Source organism: Pseudomonas sp. NMI542_15 (assembly GCF_021283425.1).
Lineage (GTDB): Bacteria > Pseudomonadota > Gammaproteobacteria > Pseudomonadales > Pseudomonadaceae > Aquipseudomonas > Aquipseudomonas fortuita.
In genome coordinates, this window is record NZ_JAJSRO010000043.1 from 1 (window position 1) to 14247 (window position 14247).

Annotated in this window: 12 protein-coding genes and 2 pseudogenes; 6 read left to right on the top strand and 8 right to left on the bottom strand. The window is 62.2% G+C overall.

All coding sequences use genetic code 11. The annotated features are described in order from the left end of the window. The 3 genes from bamA to LU684_RS29870 all read left to right on the top strand — a co-directional run. Window positions 1–1058, top strand: a 1058-nt coding sequence (gene bamA, locus LU684_RS29860; protein WP_232895329.1) for an outer membrane protein assembly factor BamA, incomplete at its 5' end; no start/stop codon positions are given. 258 nt (window positions 1059–1316) lie between these two features. Further along, a complete protein-coding gene (locus LU684_RS29865) occupies window positions 1317–1700 on the top strand; it encodes a hypothetical protein (protein WP_016486780.1) in 384 nt (127 codons plus the stop codon). A gap of 14 nt (window positions 1701–1714) precedes the next feature. Further along, entirely contained in the window at window positions 1715–2680 is a 966-nt protein-coding gene (locus LU684_RS29870) for an endonuclease (protein ID WP_016486779.1), read from the top strand. A gap of 39 nt (window positions 2681–2719) precedes the next feature. On the opposite strand, the gene LU684_RS29875 is transcribed toward LU684_RS29870, so the two are convergent. The 8 genes and pseudogenes from LU684_RS29875 to LU684_RS29910 form a co-directional block, all read right to left on the bottom strand. Further along, window positions 2720–3694: a 2-hydroxyacid dehydrogenase gene (locus LU684_RS29875; RefSeq protein ID WP_016486778.1), complete on the bottom strand. Its 975-nt coding sequence runs from the start codon at window positions 3692–3694 to the stop codon at window positions 2720–2722. A gap of 1 nt (window position 3695) precedes the next feature. Next, entirely contained in the window at window positions 3696–4997 is a 1302-nt protein-coding gene (locus LU684_RS29880) for an MFS transporter (protein ID WP_145914206.1), read from the bottom strand. A gap of 55 nt (window positions 4998–5052) precedes the next feature. Beyond that, window positions 5053–6003, bottom strand: coding sequence for a sugar kinase (locus LU684_RS29885; RefSeq protein WP_232895330.1), 951 nt, complete (start codon window positions 6001–6003; stop codon window positions 5053–5055). Beyond that, a complete protein-coding gene (locus tag LU684_RS29890; RefSeq protein WP_095117315.1) occupies window positions 5996–6775 on the bottom strand; it encodes a sugar phosphate isomerase/epimerase family protein in 780 nt (259 codons plus the stop codon). The genes LU684_RS29885 and LU684_RS29890 overlap by 8 nt, the downstream gene beginning before the upstream one ends. Before the next feature lie 66 nt (window positions 6776–6841). Beyond that, window positions 6842–7861 carry a transcriptional regulator PtxS gene (ptxS, locus tag LU684_RS29895; RefSeq protein ID WP_016486774.1) on the bottom strand — a complete coding sequence of 340 codons (1020 nt, stop codon included), beginning with the start codon at window positions 7859–7861 and terminating at the stop codon, window positions 6842–6844. A 347-nt stretch (window positions 7862–8208) separates the two neighbouring features. After that, window positions 8209–9456: a cytochrome c gene (locus LU684_RS29900; RefSeq protein WP_060516313.1), complete on the bottom strand. Its 1248-nt coding sequence runs from the start codon at window positions 9454–9456 to the stop codon at window positions 8209–8211. 12 nt (window positions 9457–9468) lie between these two features. Then, window positions 9469–11253 carry a GMC family oxidoreductase gene (locus LU684_RS29905; protein WP_232895331.1) on the bottom strand — a complete coding sequence of 595 codons (1785 nt, stop codon included), beginning with the start codon at window positions 11251–11253 and terminating at the stop codon, window positions 9469–9471. A gap of 3 nt (window positions 11254–11256) precedes the next feature. Then, window positions 11257–12002, bottom strand: a pseudogene (locus LU684_RS29910) (gluconate 2-dehydrogenase subunit 3 family protein). Window positions 12003–12275: 273 nt separating this feature from the next. Between LU684_RS29910 and LU684_RS29915 the strand changes: the two are divergent. The 3 genes and pseudogenes from LU684_RS29915 to LU684_RS29925 form a co-directional block, all read left to right on the top strand. Continuing rightward, window positions 12276–12965 (top strand): histidine phosphatase family protein, encoded by a 690-nt coding sequence (locus LU684_RS29915; RefSeq protein ID WP_016486770.1) that lies wholly within the window; start codon window positions 12276–12278, stop codon window positions 12963–12965. A 2-nt stretch (window positions 12966–12967) separates the two neighbouring features. Continuing rightward, window positions 12968–13789: a phosphatase PAP2 family protein gene (locus tag LU684_RS29920; RefSeq protein ID WP_016486769.1), complete on the top strand. Its 822-nt coding sequence runs from the start codon at window positions 12968–12970 to the stop codon at window positions 13787–13789. Window positions 13790–14030: 241 nt separating this feature from the next. Further along, window positions 14031–14247 (top strand): annotated as a pseudogene (locus LU684_RS29925) (type IVB secretion system protein IcmH/DotU); the annotation flags it as partial.

Sequence of the window (14247 nt, forward strand, 5' to 3'; positions counted from 1 at the left end):
GCCTGATCCTCGGGGGTTCGATCAGCCAGAGCAACTTCCTCGGTACCGGTAACAAGGTGTCCATCGGGCTGACCCGCAGCGAGTACCAGACCAAGTACAACTTCGGTTTCGTGGACCCCTACTTCACTGCCGACGGTGTCAGCCTGGGCTACAACCTGTTCTACAACAGCACCGACTACAGCGACTACTACGACGATGGCGTTTCGTACTACGCGATCAATAGCTACGGCGCCGGGGTAAGCTTTGGCTACCCGATCAACGAAACCTCGCGCCTGACCTACGGCCTGACCCTGCAGCACGACGACATTTCGCCAGGCACCTACAGCGCCGACGAGATCTACGACTTCATCGCCCGTGAGGGCAAGCGTTTCAACAACCTCAAGGCGTCGATCGGCTGGTCCGAGTCGACCCTGAACAAAGGCGTGCTGGCCACCCGTGGTCACTCCCAGAGCCTGACACTGATGGCCACCACCCCTGGCAGCGACCTGTCATTCTACAAACTGGATTACAACGGCCAGACCTTCCTGCCGGTAACCAACAACACCTCGCTGCGCCTGCACACCACCCTGGGCTACGGCAATGGCTACGGATCCACCGACGGCTTGCCGTTCTATGAGAGCTACACCGCCGGTGGCCAAGGCTCGGTGCGCGGGTTCAAGGATGGCACCCTCGGCCCGCGCAACACCCCGGCCACCGGTACCTACGCCAGCGCCGGCCAGGCTTACTATTCCGACCGCGACACCGATGTGCTGGGGGGCAATATCCTGATTAGCGGCGGCGCCGAATACATCTTCCCGCTGCCGTTCGTGAAGGACCAGAGCCAGCTGCGCAGCTCGTTGTTCGTCGACGCCGGTAACGTGTATGCCGACACCTGTTACCTGTCGACCACCCAGGGCTGCGGCAGCGTCGACCTGGCGCAGATGGCCGTGTCGCTAGGGGTTGGCGTGACCTGGTACAGCCCCATGGGGCCACTGAGCTTCAGCCTGGCGGCGCCGTTGAAAAAACCGGATAACGCCGAGACCCAGATCTTCCAGTTTTCGCTGGGGCAGACGTTCTGAGCCCTTTCTTACGGTGGGAGGGCTCTTGTGGGAGCGGCCTTGTGTCGCGAAAGGGGTGCGGAGCGCCCCCAGGTTTTCAGCTTCACCGCCAACATTGCCGGGGCCGCTTCGCGGCCCTTTCGCGACACAAGGCCGCTCCCACAAACAGCCGCGCACGCCAGGGTTAAGCATTACCCGCTTTTACCCCCGCTTAACCCAAGTTGACAGTCACCTTGCCTAAGCTGGCCAACACTCGAACCCGGCCAGCAGGACACACCCATGCTTCCCTTCACCCCTTGCTTCCCCAACACGCTGCGGCACGATGAAGTACCGCTTGCACTGCTCGACCTGGTCCAGCAACGCCTGGCCACGCTGCTCGGCCCCCGCTTCACGGTGGTACTTGGCGGCAGCGGCAATGGCGCGGGGGTCAGTCATTACCACCTAGCGATCCAGCATAACCAGAGCGGCGTTTCGCTTGAGGACTACGGCGACGTCGGTGCCGGTTTCATCGAGCGCCTGTTGCGCATGGGCGCCCAGGTCAGGGACATGCTCGACTCGGCCACGTTCAGCCGTATGGCAGGGGACGCCCCGGGCCGACCGCTGGTATGGCTCAGCGAGCTGGCCAGCCACGGGGAAAGCATTACAATGCGCGCCCCAATCTGAAATATGTTTTTCTCATGAAATCACTGCTTTACGCCTTAACCTTAGTGTTTTCCTTCACCTTGCCTGCCTTGGCCAACCCCCCGGCGACGTTTACCGAGGCCAAGGTGGTAGCCAAGCAGAAGGTGTACCTGGACCAGGCCAGCAGTGCCATGGGTGACCTGTACTGCGGTTGCAAATGGACCTGGGTGGGCAAGTCGGGTGGGCGCATCGATGCCGCTTCGTGCGGTTACCAGACGCGCAAGCAGCAAAACCGTGCCGAACGCACCGAGTGGGAACACATCGTGCCCGCCTATACGTTCGGCAACCAGCGCCAGTGCTGGAAGAACGGCGGCCGCGAGCATTGCGTGGACAACGACCCAGTGTTCCGCGCCATGGAGGCCGACCTGTTCAACCTCTACCCGGCCGTGGGCGAGGTCAACGGCGACCGCAGCAACTTCAACTACGGCATGGTCGCTGGCAATGCCGGCGAGTATGGCCAGTGCACCACCAAGGTCGATTTCGTCCAGCGTGCCGCCGAACCGCGCGATGAAGTCAAAGGCCTGGTGGCTCGCACCACGTTCTACATGTTCGACCGTTACCAGCTGAGTATGTCGCGCCAGCAGCAACAACTGCTGATGGCCTGGGACAAACAGCACCCGGTATCGGCCTGGGAGAAAGAGCGCGACCGGCGCATCGCCGCCATCATGGGGCATGCCAACCCGTTCGTGAGCGGCGAGCGCAAGTGGACGGCCGACTACAAGCCGGTTGGCAGTGGCGTGGTACAGGCGGTGCCGGCGAAAGCCGCCAAGCCAGAGCCCAAGCCGAGCCTGGCCAGTGTCCAGTCAGTCGGGGCCGTGCTTGGCAACCGCAACAGCCACGTATATCACCTGTCTGTAGGCTGCCCGGGCTACAACCAGGTCGCAGCCAAGAACCAGGTGACCTTCGCTAACGAGGGTGAGGCGCAGGCAGCGGGCTATCGCAAGGCAGGTAACTGCCGATAGACCTGTATTGTACGGGGGCCGTATAGCGGCCCCTTGTTCTCACGTTCTGCACACCTCATTCACCAAATTTGCCGGCCGCTCACCGGCCAGCGCGCTCAGCAGGTTGTCTACCGCGCAACGCGCCATGGCCTGGCGGGTTTCCTCGGTCGCGGAGCCGATATGCGGTGTCGCTACCACGTTATCGAGCTGCAACAGCGGAGAGTCTACTGATAGCGGCTCCTGCACAAACACATCCAGCCCCGCGCCACGTATGCGCCTGGCCCGCAACGCTTCGACCAGCGCCTGCTCATCCACCACGCGCCCCCGTGAGATGTTCACCAGGATCGCCTCAGCCTTCATCAACGCCAGCTCTCGTGCACCGATCAGGCCTTCGGTACTGACGCTCAGCGGCACGGTCAGGCAAACGAAATCTGCCTGCTGCAACAACTCATCCAGGCTGCACTGGCGTGCCGCATGGCGCGCCTCCACCTCCGGTTTGGCACGTTGGCTGTGATACAGCACACGCATGCCGAAGCCGGCTGCCGCGCGCCGGGCCAAAGCCTCGCCGATGCGGCCCATGCCGACGATGCCCAGCGTCTTGCCGTGCACATCACTGCCAAAATGCCCCGGCCCCAGGTTGGCCTGCCAATGGCCGTCACGCACCCAGTTCGCCAGTTCCACCACCCGCCTGGCGGTAGCAAGCATCAAGGCAAAGCCGGTGTCGGCAGTGGTTTCGGTCAGCACGTCAGGTGTGTTGGTCAGCATCACGCCACGCCGGCTGAGTTCGGCAACATCGTAGTTGTCCACGCCCACCGAAACGCTGGACACCACTTCCAGCTGCGGCGCCAAGTCAAGCAGGCTGGCATCCAGGCGCAGGCTGGCCCCCAACAACCCATGCGCCCCCGGCAACGCGTCGCGCAGCCGGGCCAGGCCATCTGGCTGTGTGGTGTCCACCCAGGTCACCTCAACGTGGTTTTGCAGGCGTGCCATCAAGTCGTCGGACAGGCGTTTGTAAAGGACGATTCGCTTCTTCATTTCAGGTTTCCTGAGGGTTCATGGCCAGCCTCGCGCTGGCGCGCTTGGCCCGGCCGGACGTCTGGGGGGTATTGAGTGCAGCGGTCAGCGCCACAGCTGCCAGCAGCGCGCCGCACATGAACAGGTAAGAGGCGCCGGGCCCGCCGGTAGCGCCATTGAGGTAGCCCACCAACCACGAACCGCCGAACGAGCCCAACGCGCCCATGCTGTTGATCAGCGCCATGGCCCCGCCTGCGACGTTTGCCGGCAGAATCTCCGGCACGATTGCGAAGAACGGGCCATAGGGCGCGTACATGCAGGCGCCTGCGACCACCAGCAACGCGTACGACAGCCAGAAATGTTCGCTGCCCAACGCGTACGAGCCATAGAACGCCACAGCGGCAACCAGCAGCGGCGGCCAGACGAAGCGCTTGCGCTTTTGCAGGCGGTCGGACGCCCAGGACACGCCCACCATCGCCAGTACCGCCGCCAGGTAAGGCACCGAGGCCAGCCAGCCGGCCTGCACGATATCGACGTTGGCCGCCTGCTTCAGAATCGACGGCAGCCACAGCACGAAGCCGTACACGCCAATGCTCCAGCAGAAGTACTGCAGCGCCAGAATGATCACCTGTCGCGAGCGGAACGCCTCGCGATAGTTCTTTACCGGCTTGATGCCCTGTTGCTCAGCGGCCAGGGCCTGCGCCAGGTCGGCCTTTTCCTGAGCGCTCAGCCACTTCACCTGGGCTGGGCGGTCATCCACCAGGCGCCACCAGAAGAATGCCCAGATCACCGCAGGCAGGCCTTCGATGATGAACATCCAGCGCCAGTCGTAATGCTTGATCAGGTATCCCGACACCACCGACATCCACAGGATGGTCACCGGGTTGCCGAGCATCAGGAAGGTGTTGGCGCGCGAGCGCTCGGCGCGGGTGAACCAATGGCACAGGTACACCAGCATTGCCGGCATGACGGCGGCCTCCACCACCCCGAGCAGAAAACGGATACCGATCAGCATGTAGACGTTGCTGACCATGCCGGTGAGCGTGGCAAGGCCGCCCCACAGGATCAGGCAGACGAAGATCAGCTTCTTCACGCTGCGCTTTTCGGCGTAAATGGCGCCGGGTACCTGGAAGAAGAAGTAACCGAGAAAGAACAGCGCGCCCAGCAGGGAAGACAACACGGGTGTGATGTGCAGGTCTTCGGCCATGCCAGAGGCAGCGGCGAAGCCATAATTGGCGCGGTCCAGGTACGCCAGGCTGTAGGTGACGAACACGATCGGGATGATGTACCACCAGCGGCGAGGTGCCAGGCTTTGGCTTTGCATGGTTTTGTTTCTCCTGAGCTTGTTGTTTTTGTCGCAACAGGTCTTTCGGGGCGGCTCACGCGCTTCTGCGCAGGTCGTGGGCCTCCAGTTCATGGCGCTGCGGCAGCCCTTCCATGTCGCCGCGTGACTGCACGGCACGGCTGCCGCACCAGTTGCCGCGCGCGACCGCCTCTTCCACCGCATGTCCCTCAAGTAACGCGCTGAGCACGCCGACAGCAAAGGCATCACCCGCACCGACGGTGTCCAGCACACGGCTGACCGGCACCGGTGCTACCTGCCCTTCGCCCTTGGCGCTGCGGTAGTAGGCGCCGGCGTCGCCCAGCTTGATCACCACCAGTTCCACCCCTTGGTCGAGGTAGAACCCAGCGATGTCCGCCGGGGTGTGCTGGCCAGTCAGCAACCGCCCCTCCTCCAGGCCCGGTAAAACCCAATCGGCCTTGGCGGCCAGGGCATTGATTTCGCGCACCATGCTGCTTTGATCGGGCCAAAGCGAGGGGCGCAAGTTAGGGTCGAACGAGATGCTGCGCCCGGCTGCGCGCATGGCATCCAGCAGCGCGTGGGAAAGCGCCCGGCAGCCTTCCGACAGCGCCGGCGGGATGCCGGTGGCGTGCAGATGGCGTGCCTGCAGCAAGCCTGGGCCTAGCGATGTGGGCGACAGCTTGCTGGCTGCCGAACCACGGCGAAAGTACTCCACTGCCGGGTCGCTGCCATCATCGCAGCGGGCCTTGAGCTGAAAACCCGTCGGGTAGCAGGCATCCACCTCGACACCGGAACAGTCCAGGCCTTCGCTGCGCAAGCTGTCGAGCACAAAACGGCCCAGTGAATCGTTACCGAAGCGGCTCAGCCAGCGCACCTTGAAACCCAGCCTCGCCAAGCCGATGGCCACGTTACTGTCTGCACCTGCGATGCGTTTGCCGAACTGGCCGACACTGGCCAGGTCGCCTGTCTGCTCGGCAACGAACATGGCCATGGTTTCGCCGAAGCACAGCACATCATGCTCATGCATGGGCCACCTCCTCGCCGGCGCTCAGTGCAGCCAGGCTACGCACTTGTGCCCGGGTGAGCGCCAACAGGTCTTCACCAACCAGAGGGTACTCGACGGCGCGCACCACGCCGGGCGCGAACTCGGCCATCAGCGCTGCCCACGCCTGTAGGTCCGCCGCTTCGGGCGGTGTGGCAACCAGACGGCCATCGGCCCGGCGCTGCACAGCCTTGCAATGTACATAGCGCACCCAACGGCCGAGTTGCCGAGCGGCTTGCCGCGCAGGCTCGTCCTGCCACTGCCAGTTGCCGATGTCGAAAGTCATGCCCAGGCGCAGCCCTAGCGTGTCGGCCCGCAGAAAGAACTGCAGCAGCGGCTCGATCCTGCCACCCTGTGCAGTCTGATCGTTTTCCACCAGCAGCAGCGGCCCATGAGCAGGCAGCAGCGCCGCCAGAGCCATTACATCGCAGTGCTCATCGAAATGCCCCAGCGATACCTTCAGCGCCACCGCGCCAAGCGCCCGAGCGGTCTCCAGCTTCTGCACCAGTCGCGGATCGGGCACGCCTTGCGCGGTCCACAATTCAAGGGGGCTCGAGTACAAGCATTCCAGGCCCAGTGCGGCAACGACTGCACCGAGTGCGGTCGCGTCCGGTGCGCTGGCAAACAATTCTTCGCGCAACTCCACTCGGCTGACGCCAGCGGCTGCCAGCATGTCCAGGAACTGCTCCTGGCCACGTTGCCGCACAAAGTCGGCGCCGTAGCTTGAGAGGCTGATGGAAACGGGGTTCGGGTGCATTGTTTTTATCCTTATGAAACCGGTTTCATTTTTAGTCGGCAGCCGCAGGCGCAAGCCTGCCGTTGCTTACTGGGGTTGGGTTGAGCCGCGGATGATCAGGTTGGCCTTGAAGTCGATGCGGCGGGCGGCGCCGCTGTCGCCGCGCAAGCGATCGAGCAGGCTTTCGAATGCCGCCACACCAATACGCTCGGTGGGTTGGGCCAGTGCCGTGATGCCTTTGCCGACCAAGGGGTACCAGTCGAGGTCGTCGAGGGCAATCAGCCCGACGTCGGCAAACAGATTGCACCCAGCCTCCTGCAGGGCGCGGGTCACTGCCAAGGTGGCAACGCCGTTGAAGGTGAACACTGCTTGCGGGCCATGGCCACGGCCGGCAAGAAACGCAGCCAGTTGGTCCGGCAACCCGGCGTTGATTTCCAGCACCTGCTGACGCATGCCGGGCCGGCGACTGACCGACGCCCCGAATGCCTGCACCCGCTCCAGGCGCGAGCTGGTGCCATCAAGGGGTTCGCTGACCGCCAGGATATCGCGGTAACCTTGGGCCTGCAGGTGGTCGAGGGCCTGCTCGACCGCGTCGGCATTGTCCAGGCCCACCAGGTCGACATTCAGCTCAGGCAATTGGCGGTCGACCAGCACCATGGGGATGTCACGCTGCAGGTTGAGCAATTCGCCGGGGTGATGGCCGAGCGTGTTCACGATCAACCCTTCGACGTTGTAGCTCTGCAGGGCCACCAGGTGGTGACGCTCCTGCTCGTCGTCGCGGTTGGTGTTGCACACCACCAGGCTGTAACCGTGCTGACGGCAGGCGGTTTCCACGCCATGCATCACGGCCACTGAATAGGGGTTGAGAATATCCGCCACCAGCATGCCGATCAGTCGCGTCTGACCGCGCTTCAGGCCGCGGGCCATCTGGTTGGGGCGGTAACCAAGACGTTCGATGACCTCTTCCAGGCGCTTGGCCGTGGCTTCGGCCAGCAATTGGCGATCGCCACCGATGTAACGGGAGACGGTGGCTTTGGAAACACCAGCGACACGCGCCACTTCGCTGATGGTGACCCGTTCGCGGGCATGGGCAGGCGCGTCGGTCATGGGCTGTCCTTATGATTATTGTGATAGCGATGAAACCGGTTTCAATACAGCAAAACTACGGCAGTTCGTCAACCTGCCGTTGGTCAGGAACCGTCTGATTATCTTGAGTTATTATCTGAACAATATCTTATAGGTTCCTGATAAATATGGACTAGATGATAGCTCTGTGGGCGCGGGCATGCCCTCGAAAAATCCAACGCGGTGGCTGGCACGGGCTTCGCCCGTGTTCGCGGGACAAGCCCGCTCCCACAGTGATCGCATCAAGCTTTGAGATATTGAGCAAGGCAGGGGCTCCCACAGAGCGCCTGCCAACGCAATCAGCCGTTTACAGCTCTGTGAGGACGCAGTCAGCGAAGCGACTTCACATCACCGGCCGTAACAGCGCTACCCTGATTACCCCAACTGCTGCGGATGAAGTTCACCACCTCTGCAACCTCCTGGTCGCTGAGGCGCCAGCCGAATGCCGGCATGGTGAAGTTCGAGGGCGCGGTGTGCGTCGCGGGCACCGTCCCCCCCGCCAGCACCACGTGAATCAGCGACGTGGCATCTGCAGTCTGTACCACCGGGTTGCCAGCCAACGCGGGGAACACGCGGGTGTAGCCTTGGCCATCGGTACGGTGGCAGGCCGCGCAGTTGTCGATGTACACCGCCGCCCCGGGTTTGCTGTCGTCGCCCTTCCACAGCGCATCCGCCACCTGCTTGTCGTAGACGTGCGGCTGGTCATTCGGGTTACTCGGCGGCAGGGTCTTCAGGTAGCGGGCGATTGCGGTAAGGTCGGCGTCACTCATATGCTGCATGCTGTGCTCAACCACATCGCTCATGCCGCCGAACACGGCGCTGCGATCACTGCGCCCAGTCTTCAGAAACTGCACCAGTTGCGCCTCGCTCCAGCTGCCCAGGCCATCCTTGTGGTCGCCACGCAGATTTTTCGCAACCCAGCCTTCCAGCGGTGCGCTGCCGGCCAGGAACTGATCGCCATCTGCAGGGCTCAGCGCCTTTTCCTGCATGGTCAGCGCACGTGGGGTATGGCAGGCGCCACAATGCCCAAGGCCTTCGACCAGGTAGGCTCCACGGTTCACCACAGGGTCAGCTGCTGCCGATGCCTGCCAAGGCTTGGCCTCTGGCGCGAACAGGCCGCGCCAGATTGCCAGTGGCCAACGCATGCTCAGCGGCCAGGGAATGTCAGTGGCCTTGTTCGTTTGTTCGACCGGCTCCACGCCTTTCATGAAGTAGGCGTACAGCGCCTGCATGTCCTGCTCGCTGACCCGTGCGTACGACGGATAAGGCATGGCCGGGTACAAGGTGCTGCCATCCTTGCCGATACCCTTGCGCACAGCCTGGTCGAAGTCGTCGAAACTGTACTGGCCAATGCCGCTGGCCGCCGGGGTAATGTTGGTGGAGTACACCGTGCCTATGGGTGTTTCCATCGGCAGGCCTCCGGCAAAGGGCTTTCCGCCCTTGGCGGTGTGGCAGGCCACGCAGTCACCGGCGCGGGCCAGGTACTCGCCCTGGCGCACCTGTGCATCGTCATTAGCCAAGGCCTGCGCGGCCGCGGAGGCACCCAGCAACAGGGTTGCGATCAACATTGTCTTCATGCTCATCGCTCCTCAAGCCTGGACCAGCGGGCCAGGGTTTTTCAGGTACTGCTCGCGAATGGCACGTGCAGACCAATAGGTCAGCGCGGCCACCAGCCCGGTCGGGTTGTAACCCAGGCCCTGCGGGAACGCCGAAGCCCCCGGTACGAACACGTTATGCACGTCCCAGCTTTGCAGATACCGGTTCAGGGCGCTGGTTTTGGGGTCGGTGCCCATGATCGCACCGCCGTTCAGGTGGGTGGTCTGGTAACTGGCGGTGTTGAAGTGATCCTTGACCTGCTTGCCCAGCACCGCAATGGCCTTGGGGTTCATCGCCTGAGCGATCGTGCTCAGTTTGTCGACCATGAACTGGTTCATCTTGATGTCGTTTTCCTGCCAGTCGAAGGTCATGCGCAACAGCGGCTGGCCGTAGGCGTCGCGGTAGGTGGGGTCCAGGTCCAGGTAATTGGCACGGTAGGACTGGTGCGCACCGTGGGCGTCCATCGACACCTGGTGGGTGTAGTAGTCGGCTGTGGCCTTCTTCCAGGCACTGCCCCAGGCAGGCGTGCCCGGCGGGTTGGAAGTGCCGGCAATCGGCCGGCTGCCAGCCTGGTTCACCCACATCGGCGAGCCGCCGACAAAGCCGTGGGGGCCATGGTCGAAGTTGTCGGCATTGAAATCGTCAATGGCAATGCCGTTGCCACCCGCGCCGATGAAGTTGTTGGTGTAGGTGTTTTTGTCGAAGAACGCCTTGACCGTGCCCATGTTCTGGTAGCCAAAGTTACGCCCGACCACACCTTCGTTCTTGACGGGGTCATAAGGCTTGCCGATGCCGGAAAGCAGCATCAGGCGCACGTTGTTGAACTGGAACGCCGCCAGGATCACCAGCTCCGCCGGTTGCTCCACCTCGCGCCCCTGGGCATCGATGTAGGTCACCCCGGTGGCTTTGCGCTTGCTGTCGTCCAGGTTTACCCGCAGCACATGGGCATTGGGCCGCAGCTCGAAGTTGGGCACCTGGCGCAGCGCCGGCAGAATGTTCACGTTGGGCGAGGCCTTGGAGTACATGTAGCACACGTAACCGCTGCAGAAACCACAGAAGTTGCATGGCCCCATCTGTGCCCCGTATGGGTTGGTGTAAGGCCCGGAGGTGTTTGCCGATGGCAGGTTGTAGGGTTTGTAGCCCAAGCTGGTGGCAGCTTTTTCGAACAGCCTGGCCGACACCACGTTCTTCTGCGCGGGCAGCGGGAAGGGGTTGGAGCGGTCCGGCGCATAGGGGTTACCACCCTTCCCTTCACCGACCACCTGGCCGTTGACGGTCCACGCCTGGCCTGAAGTGCCGAAGACCTTTTCGGCGAAGTCGAAATACGGTTCCAGCTCTTCGTAACTGACGCCGAAGTCCTGGATGGTCATGCCCTCAGGGATGAACTTGCGCCCGTAGCGCTCTTCGTAGTGGCTGCGCAAGCGCAACTCCACCGGGTCGACCCGGAAGTGCACGCCCGACCAGTGCAGGCCCGCGCCGCCCACGCCCTTGCCCGGCAGGAAAGCACCGAGCTGGCGATTGGGCAGCGCGACGTCATTCACGTTGTGGCGGACAGTGACGGTTTCTTTCGACACATCCACGAACAGCTTCTTGCGCACGCTGTAGGTCAGCTCATCGATCACTTGCGGGTAGCTGCCTTCCGGGTAGGTATCCTGCATCGGCCCCCGCTCCAGGGCCACCACGTGCAACCCGGCCTCGGTCAGTTCCTTGGCCATGATCGCGCCAGCCCAGCCAAAGCCAACGATGACCGCATCCACTTTGTTCAACACAGTCGCCATGCCTCAGGCCCTCTCGCCACGGATCGATACAGCCGGGAACGGGTAAGGCTCGTTGCGTTCGACCCAGTCCATGAAATCGGCGCGGGCGCCGGGGAAGCCGATCTGGGTCCAGCCGACCATGCCTTTGTTGCCACCATGGATCGGGTCGCAAAAGAACCCTTCACGGGTGTTCTGCACCAGCAGGCTGAAAAACACCTTGGCCGGGACCGTGTCGAATACCAGCTCTCCTGCCTCGACTTTGCCAAGAATACGGTCGCGGGTAGCGCTGTCTTGTTCAGCAAAAACCTGCCCACCATTGGCTTTGCACCAGCCGTCCACGGCAGCAATGCCCAGACGGTAGATTTGTTGCGGGCTGAGCTGTAGTTGATAGCCCAGTTCGGGCGCAGCGTCGGCGTTGAACGGGCCTTGCATGTACCACTGCGCGCCAGTGGCGTAGGGCTGTTCATCTGCCGGTCGATAAACTCGGCGGCGCCGGCTTCGAGTGCGCCGGGGCCAAGCTCATCGGCCGGGATGATGCGCGACACCGCAGCTTGTACAAAGGCCCATTCTTCGGCGCTGAAGAACGTCGGTTGATAGTGGCCCGCAGGCGGCGTGGCCGGCACTTGTGGTGGCTGATGCGGTTGCGGGGCCGCAAGCAGCTGGCTGGCGCCCACGCCAAGCCCTGTGCTGGCCACGGTCACGACTGGGATCAGGGTCAAGGTCTTGCGCAGAAAATCCCTGCGCGGGTTGTCTGGGGCATGCTCAGGCATTGCGAATCCTCATCGGCTGTGCGGCGGCCTTGATTAGCGCCATCTGCTTTTCTGTGGGAGGTGATCTTGATAGGCCATCAAGAAGACAGCCGAATAATCTAGCGCGTTCAGAAATATTATGAAACCGGTTTCATACTTGACATATCATCACGTTAGCCACCCGCATGGCTGAAGGGTCAAGGCTTTTTTCACATCTGTCTCACCCTCTACCGACATCCCGCTACCTACAGTGCCGACGCTCTCTTATGGAGCGAGCTGACTGGAGTGGCAAATATGCTGCAAAGTGTTATCGACCCATCACCCGCCTCACGCCATGCGCAGGTACACCGATTGCCTTGGGGCAAGGCGTTATTCGCAGTCTTGTGCGTACTGTCAATTCTGGGTGTTGCAGCAGCCTGGGCGCATACCCGCACGGCCATCGCTGACCTCGGCACCGCCCATCACCTGCAGCACAGCGGGCTCGAAGCCGCCTGGGCGAAAGGCTCGGTGATCGTGGTGCTGCGCCATGCCGAACGCTGCGACCGCTCCAGCAGTGCTTGCCTGGGTGACCCCAGCGGTATCACGGTCGCGGGCAGCCATGTTGCCGCCGATGTAGGCCACGGCCTGCAGCATCTTGGTCTGGGCGCAGCCGATGTGTGGGCCAGCCCGGAGGTGCGGACCCGGCAGACCGCACAGGCCATGTTTGGTAAGACCATTGCCACGAAAGGCTGGCTTAATCAATGTGACGGCCACTTCGCCGAAAACGCCCTTGCCCTCAAGCGAAACGGCCACAACCTCGTGCTGGTCAGCCACAGCGGCTGCATGGAACGGCTGGAGCAGGCGCTCGAAGTACCTGCCAGCACGACCTCGAACAGCTATGCCAGTGCCCTGTTCATCACCCAGGGCAACGATGGCAAGGCGAAACTGCTGGGCCAGATAGCAGCCAGTGAATGGCGCAAACTCGTTGATGCCAAGGAGCTCTGAACATGCCACCCTCTCGCACCACTTTTTACCGCAATAACCTGCTGCTGCCGCTGTTGCTGGCTGCCATCGTGTTCATTGCATTCGACCTCACAGAGCTCGATCGCTGGATCAGCAACCTGCTGCTCGACCCGACCACCGGCCAGTTCCCGCTGCTGCACAACCAGTGGTTCGAGAAAGCCACCCACAAATGGCCGCGCATCCTGCCGGACTGGACCGGTGAGCTCGCCGTCATCGGCAGCGTGCTGTCGTTCATCTGGCCGCGTCTGGCCAACCGACCTCAACTGGGCCTGACCCGGATGCTGGAAAAGGCCCGTATCGCACCGGTGCTGCGCTTTACCACCCAACATCGCCGCGACCTGCTATTCGTGGTGGTGGCATTCGCACTGAGCACCACCGTGATTCATTACCTTAAAAGCCATACCAGCGTGTATTGCCCTGTGGAAACCACCCTGTATGGCGGCCCGCAGGCCCGGGTCGAGTGGTTCGAAAACTTCTCGTTATGGAGCAAGGCCGGTGATGGCCGCTGCTGGCCGGGGGGCCATGCCTCCAGCGGGTTTACTTTGTTGGCGCTATATTTCGTGGCCCTGCGCCACCGCTGGGCGCATGCGCGCAAGTTGCTGGTGGCAATTCTGCTGATCGGGTTCGTGTACGGAACTACCCGCGTGCTGCAGGGCTGGCACTATATGTCTCATACGTTCTGGGCCGGGATCTTTGTCTGGCTTACAACTTGGGCAACGGCATTGTTCTTCTACGGGCGCGTCGCGTTGCAGACGCCTGAAAACAGCCCTGCCATACGTGTCACTGCTGCGCCGCAGCCCGCTTAGCAGAGGCTTACAAGCCCCCAAAATTAACAGTAACTTATACAAACTTGTCGACCCATTCTCTGCTGATAATAATTTCAAAACAACTTGAAGCGAAGCTTCCTACAGCTATTTAGGAAGTTTCAATCTCCCATAGAAATTGATTCCTCGTTAGTCTTCAGGCTTTCGCGAATTGCTTGCGCCCGGTCACAGGGAAGTTCGCAGGCATTGCGTGAATTGACCTGCTAATTGACGAGGATTAAGGATGTCCAGACGGTCCGATGGCACTGAAAACCCGGTGCCGCTCAAGAAAAAGCCAGTCCTGCTTGAGGATATGGAGCAAAGCCAAGAGCCCCGTCCCGGCGCTGATCCTCAAGTCGCAATGGCGCTCCCCGGCTACCCCGCCGACCCGGAGTTCCAGCTGCGTGGCGGCTTCGAAAACCTGATGCTCGACGCGGCGAGCCCGCTGTTCGGTCTGGTCA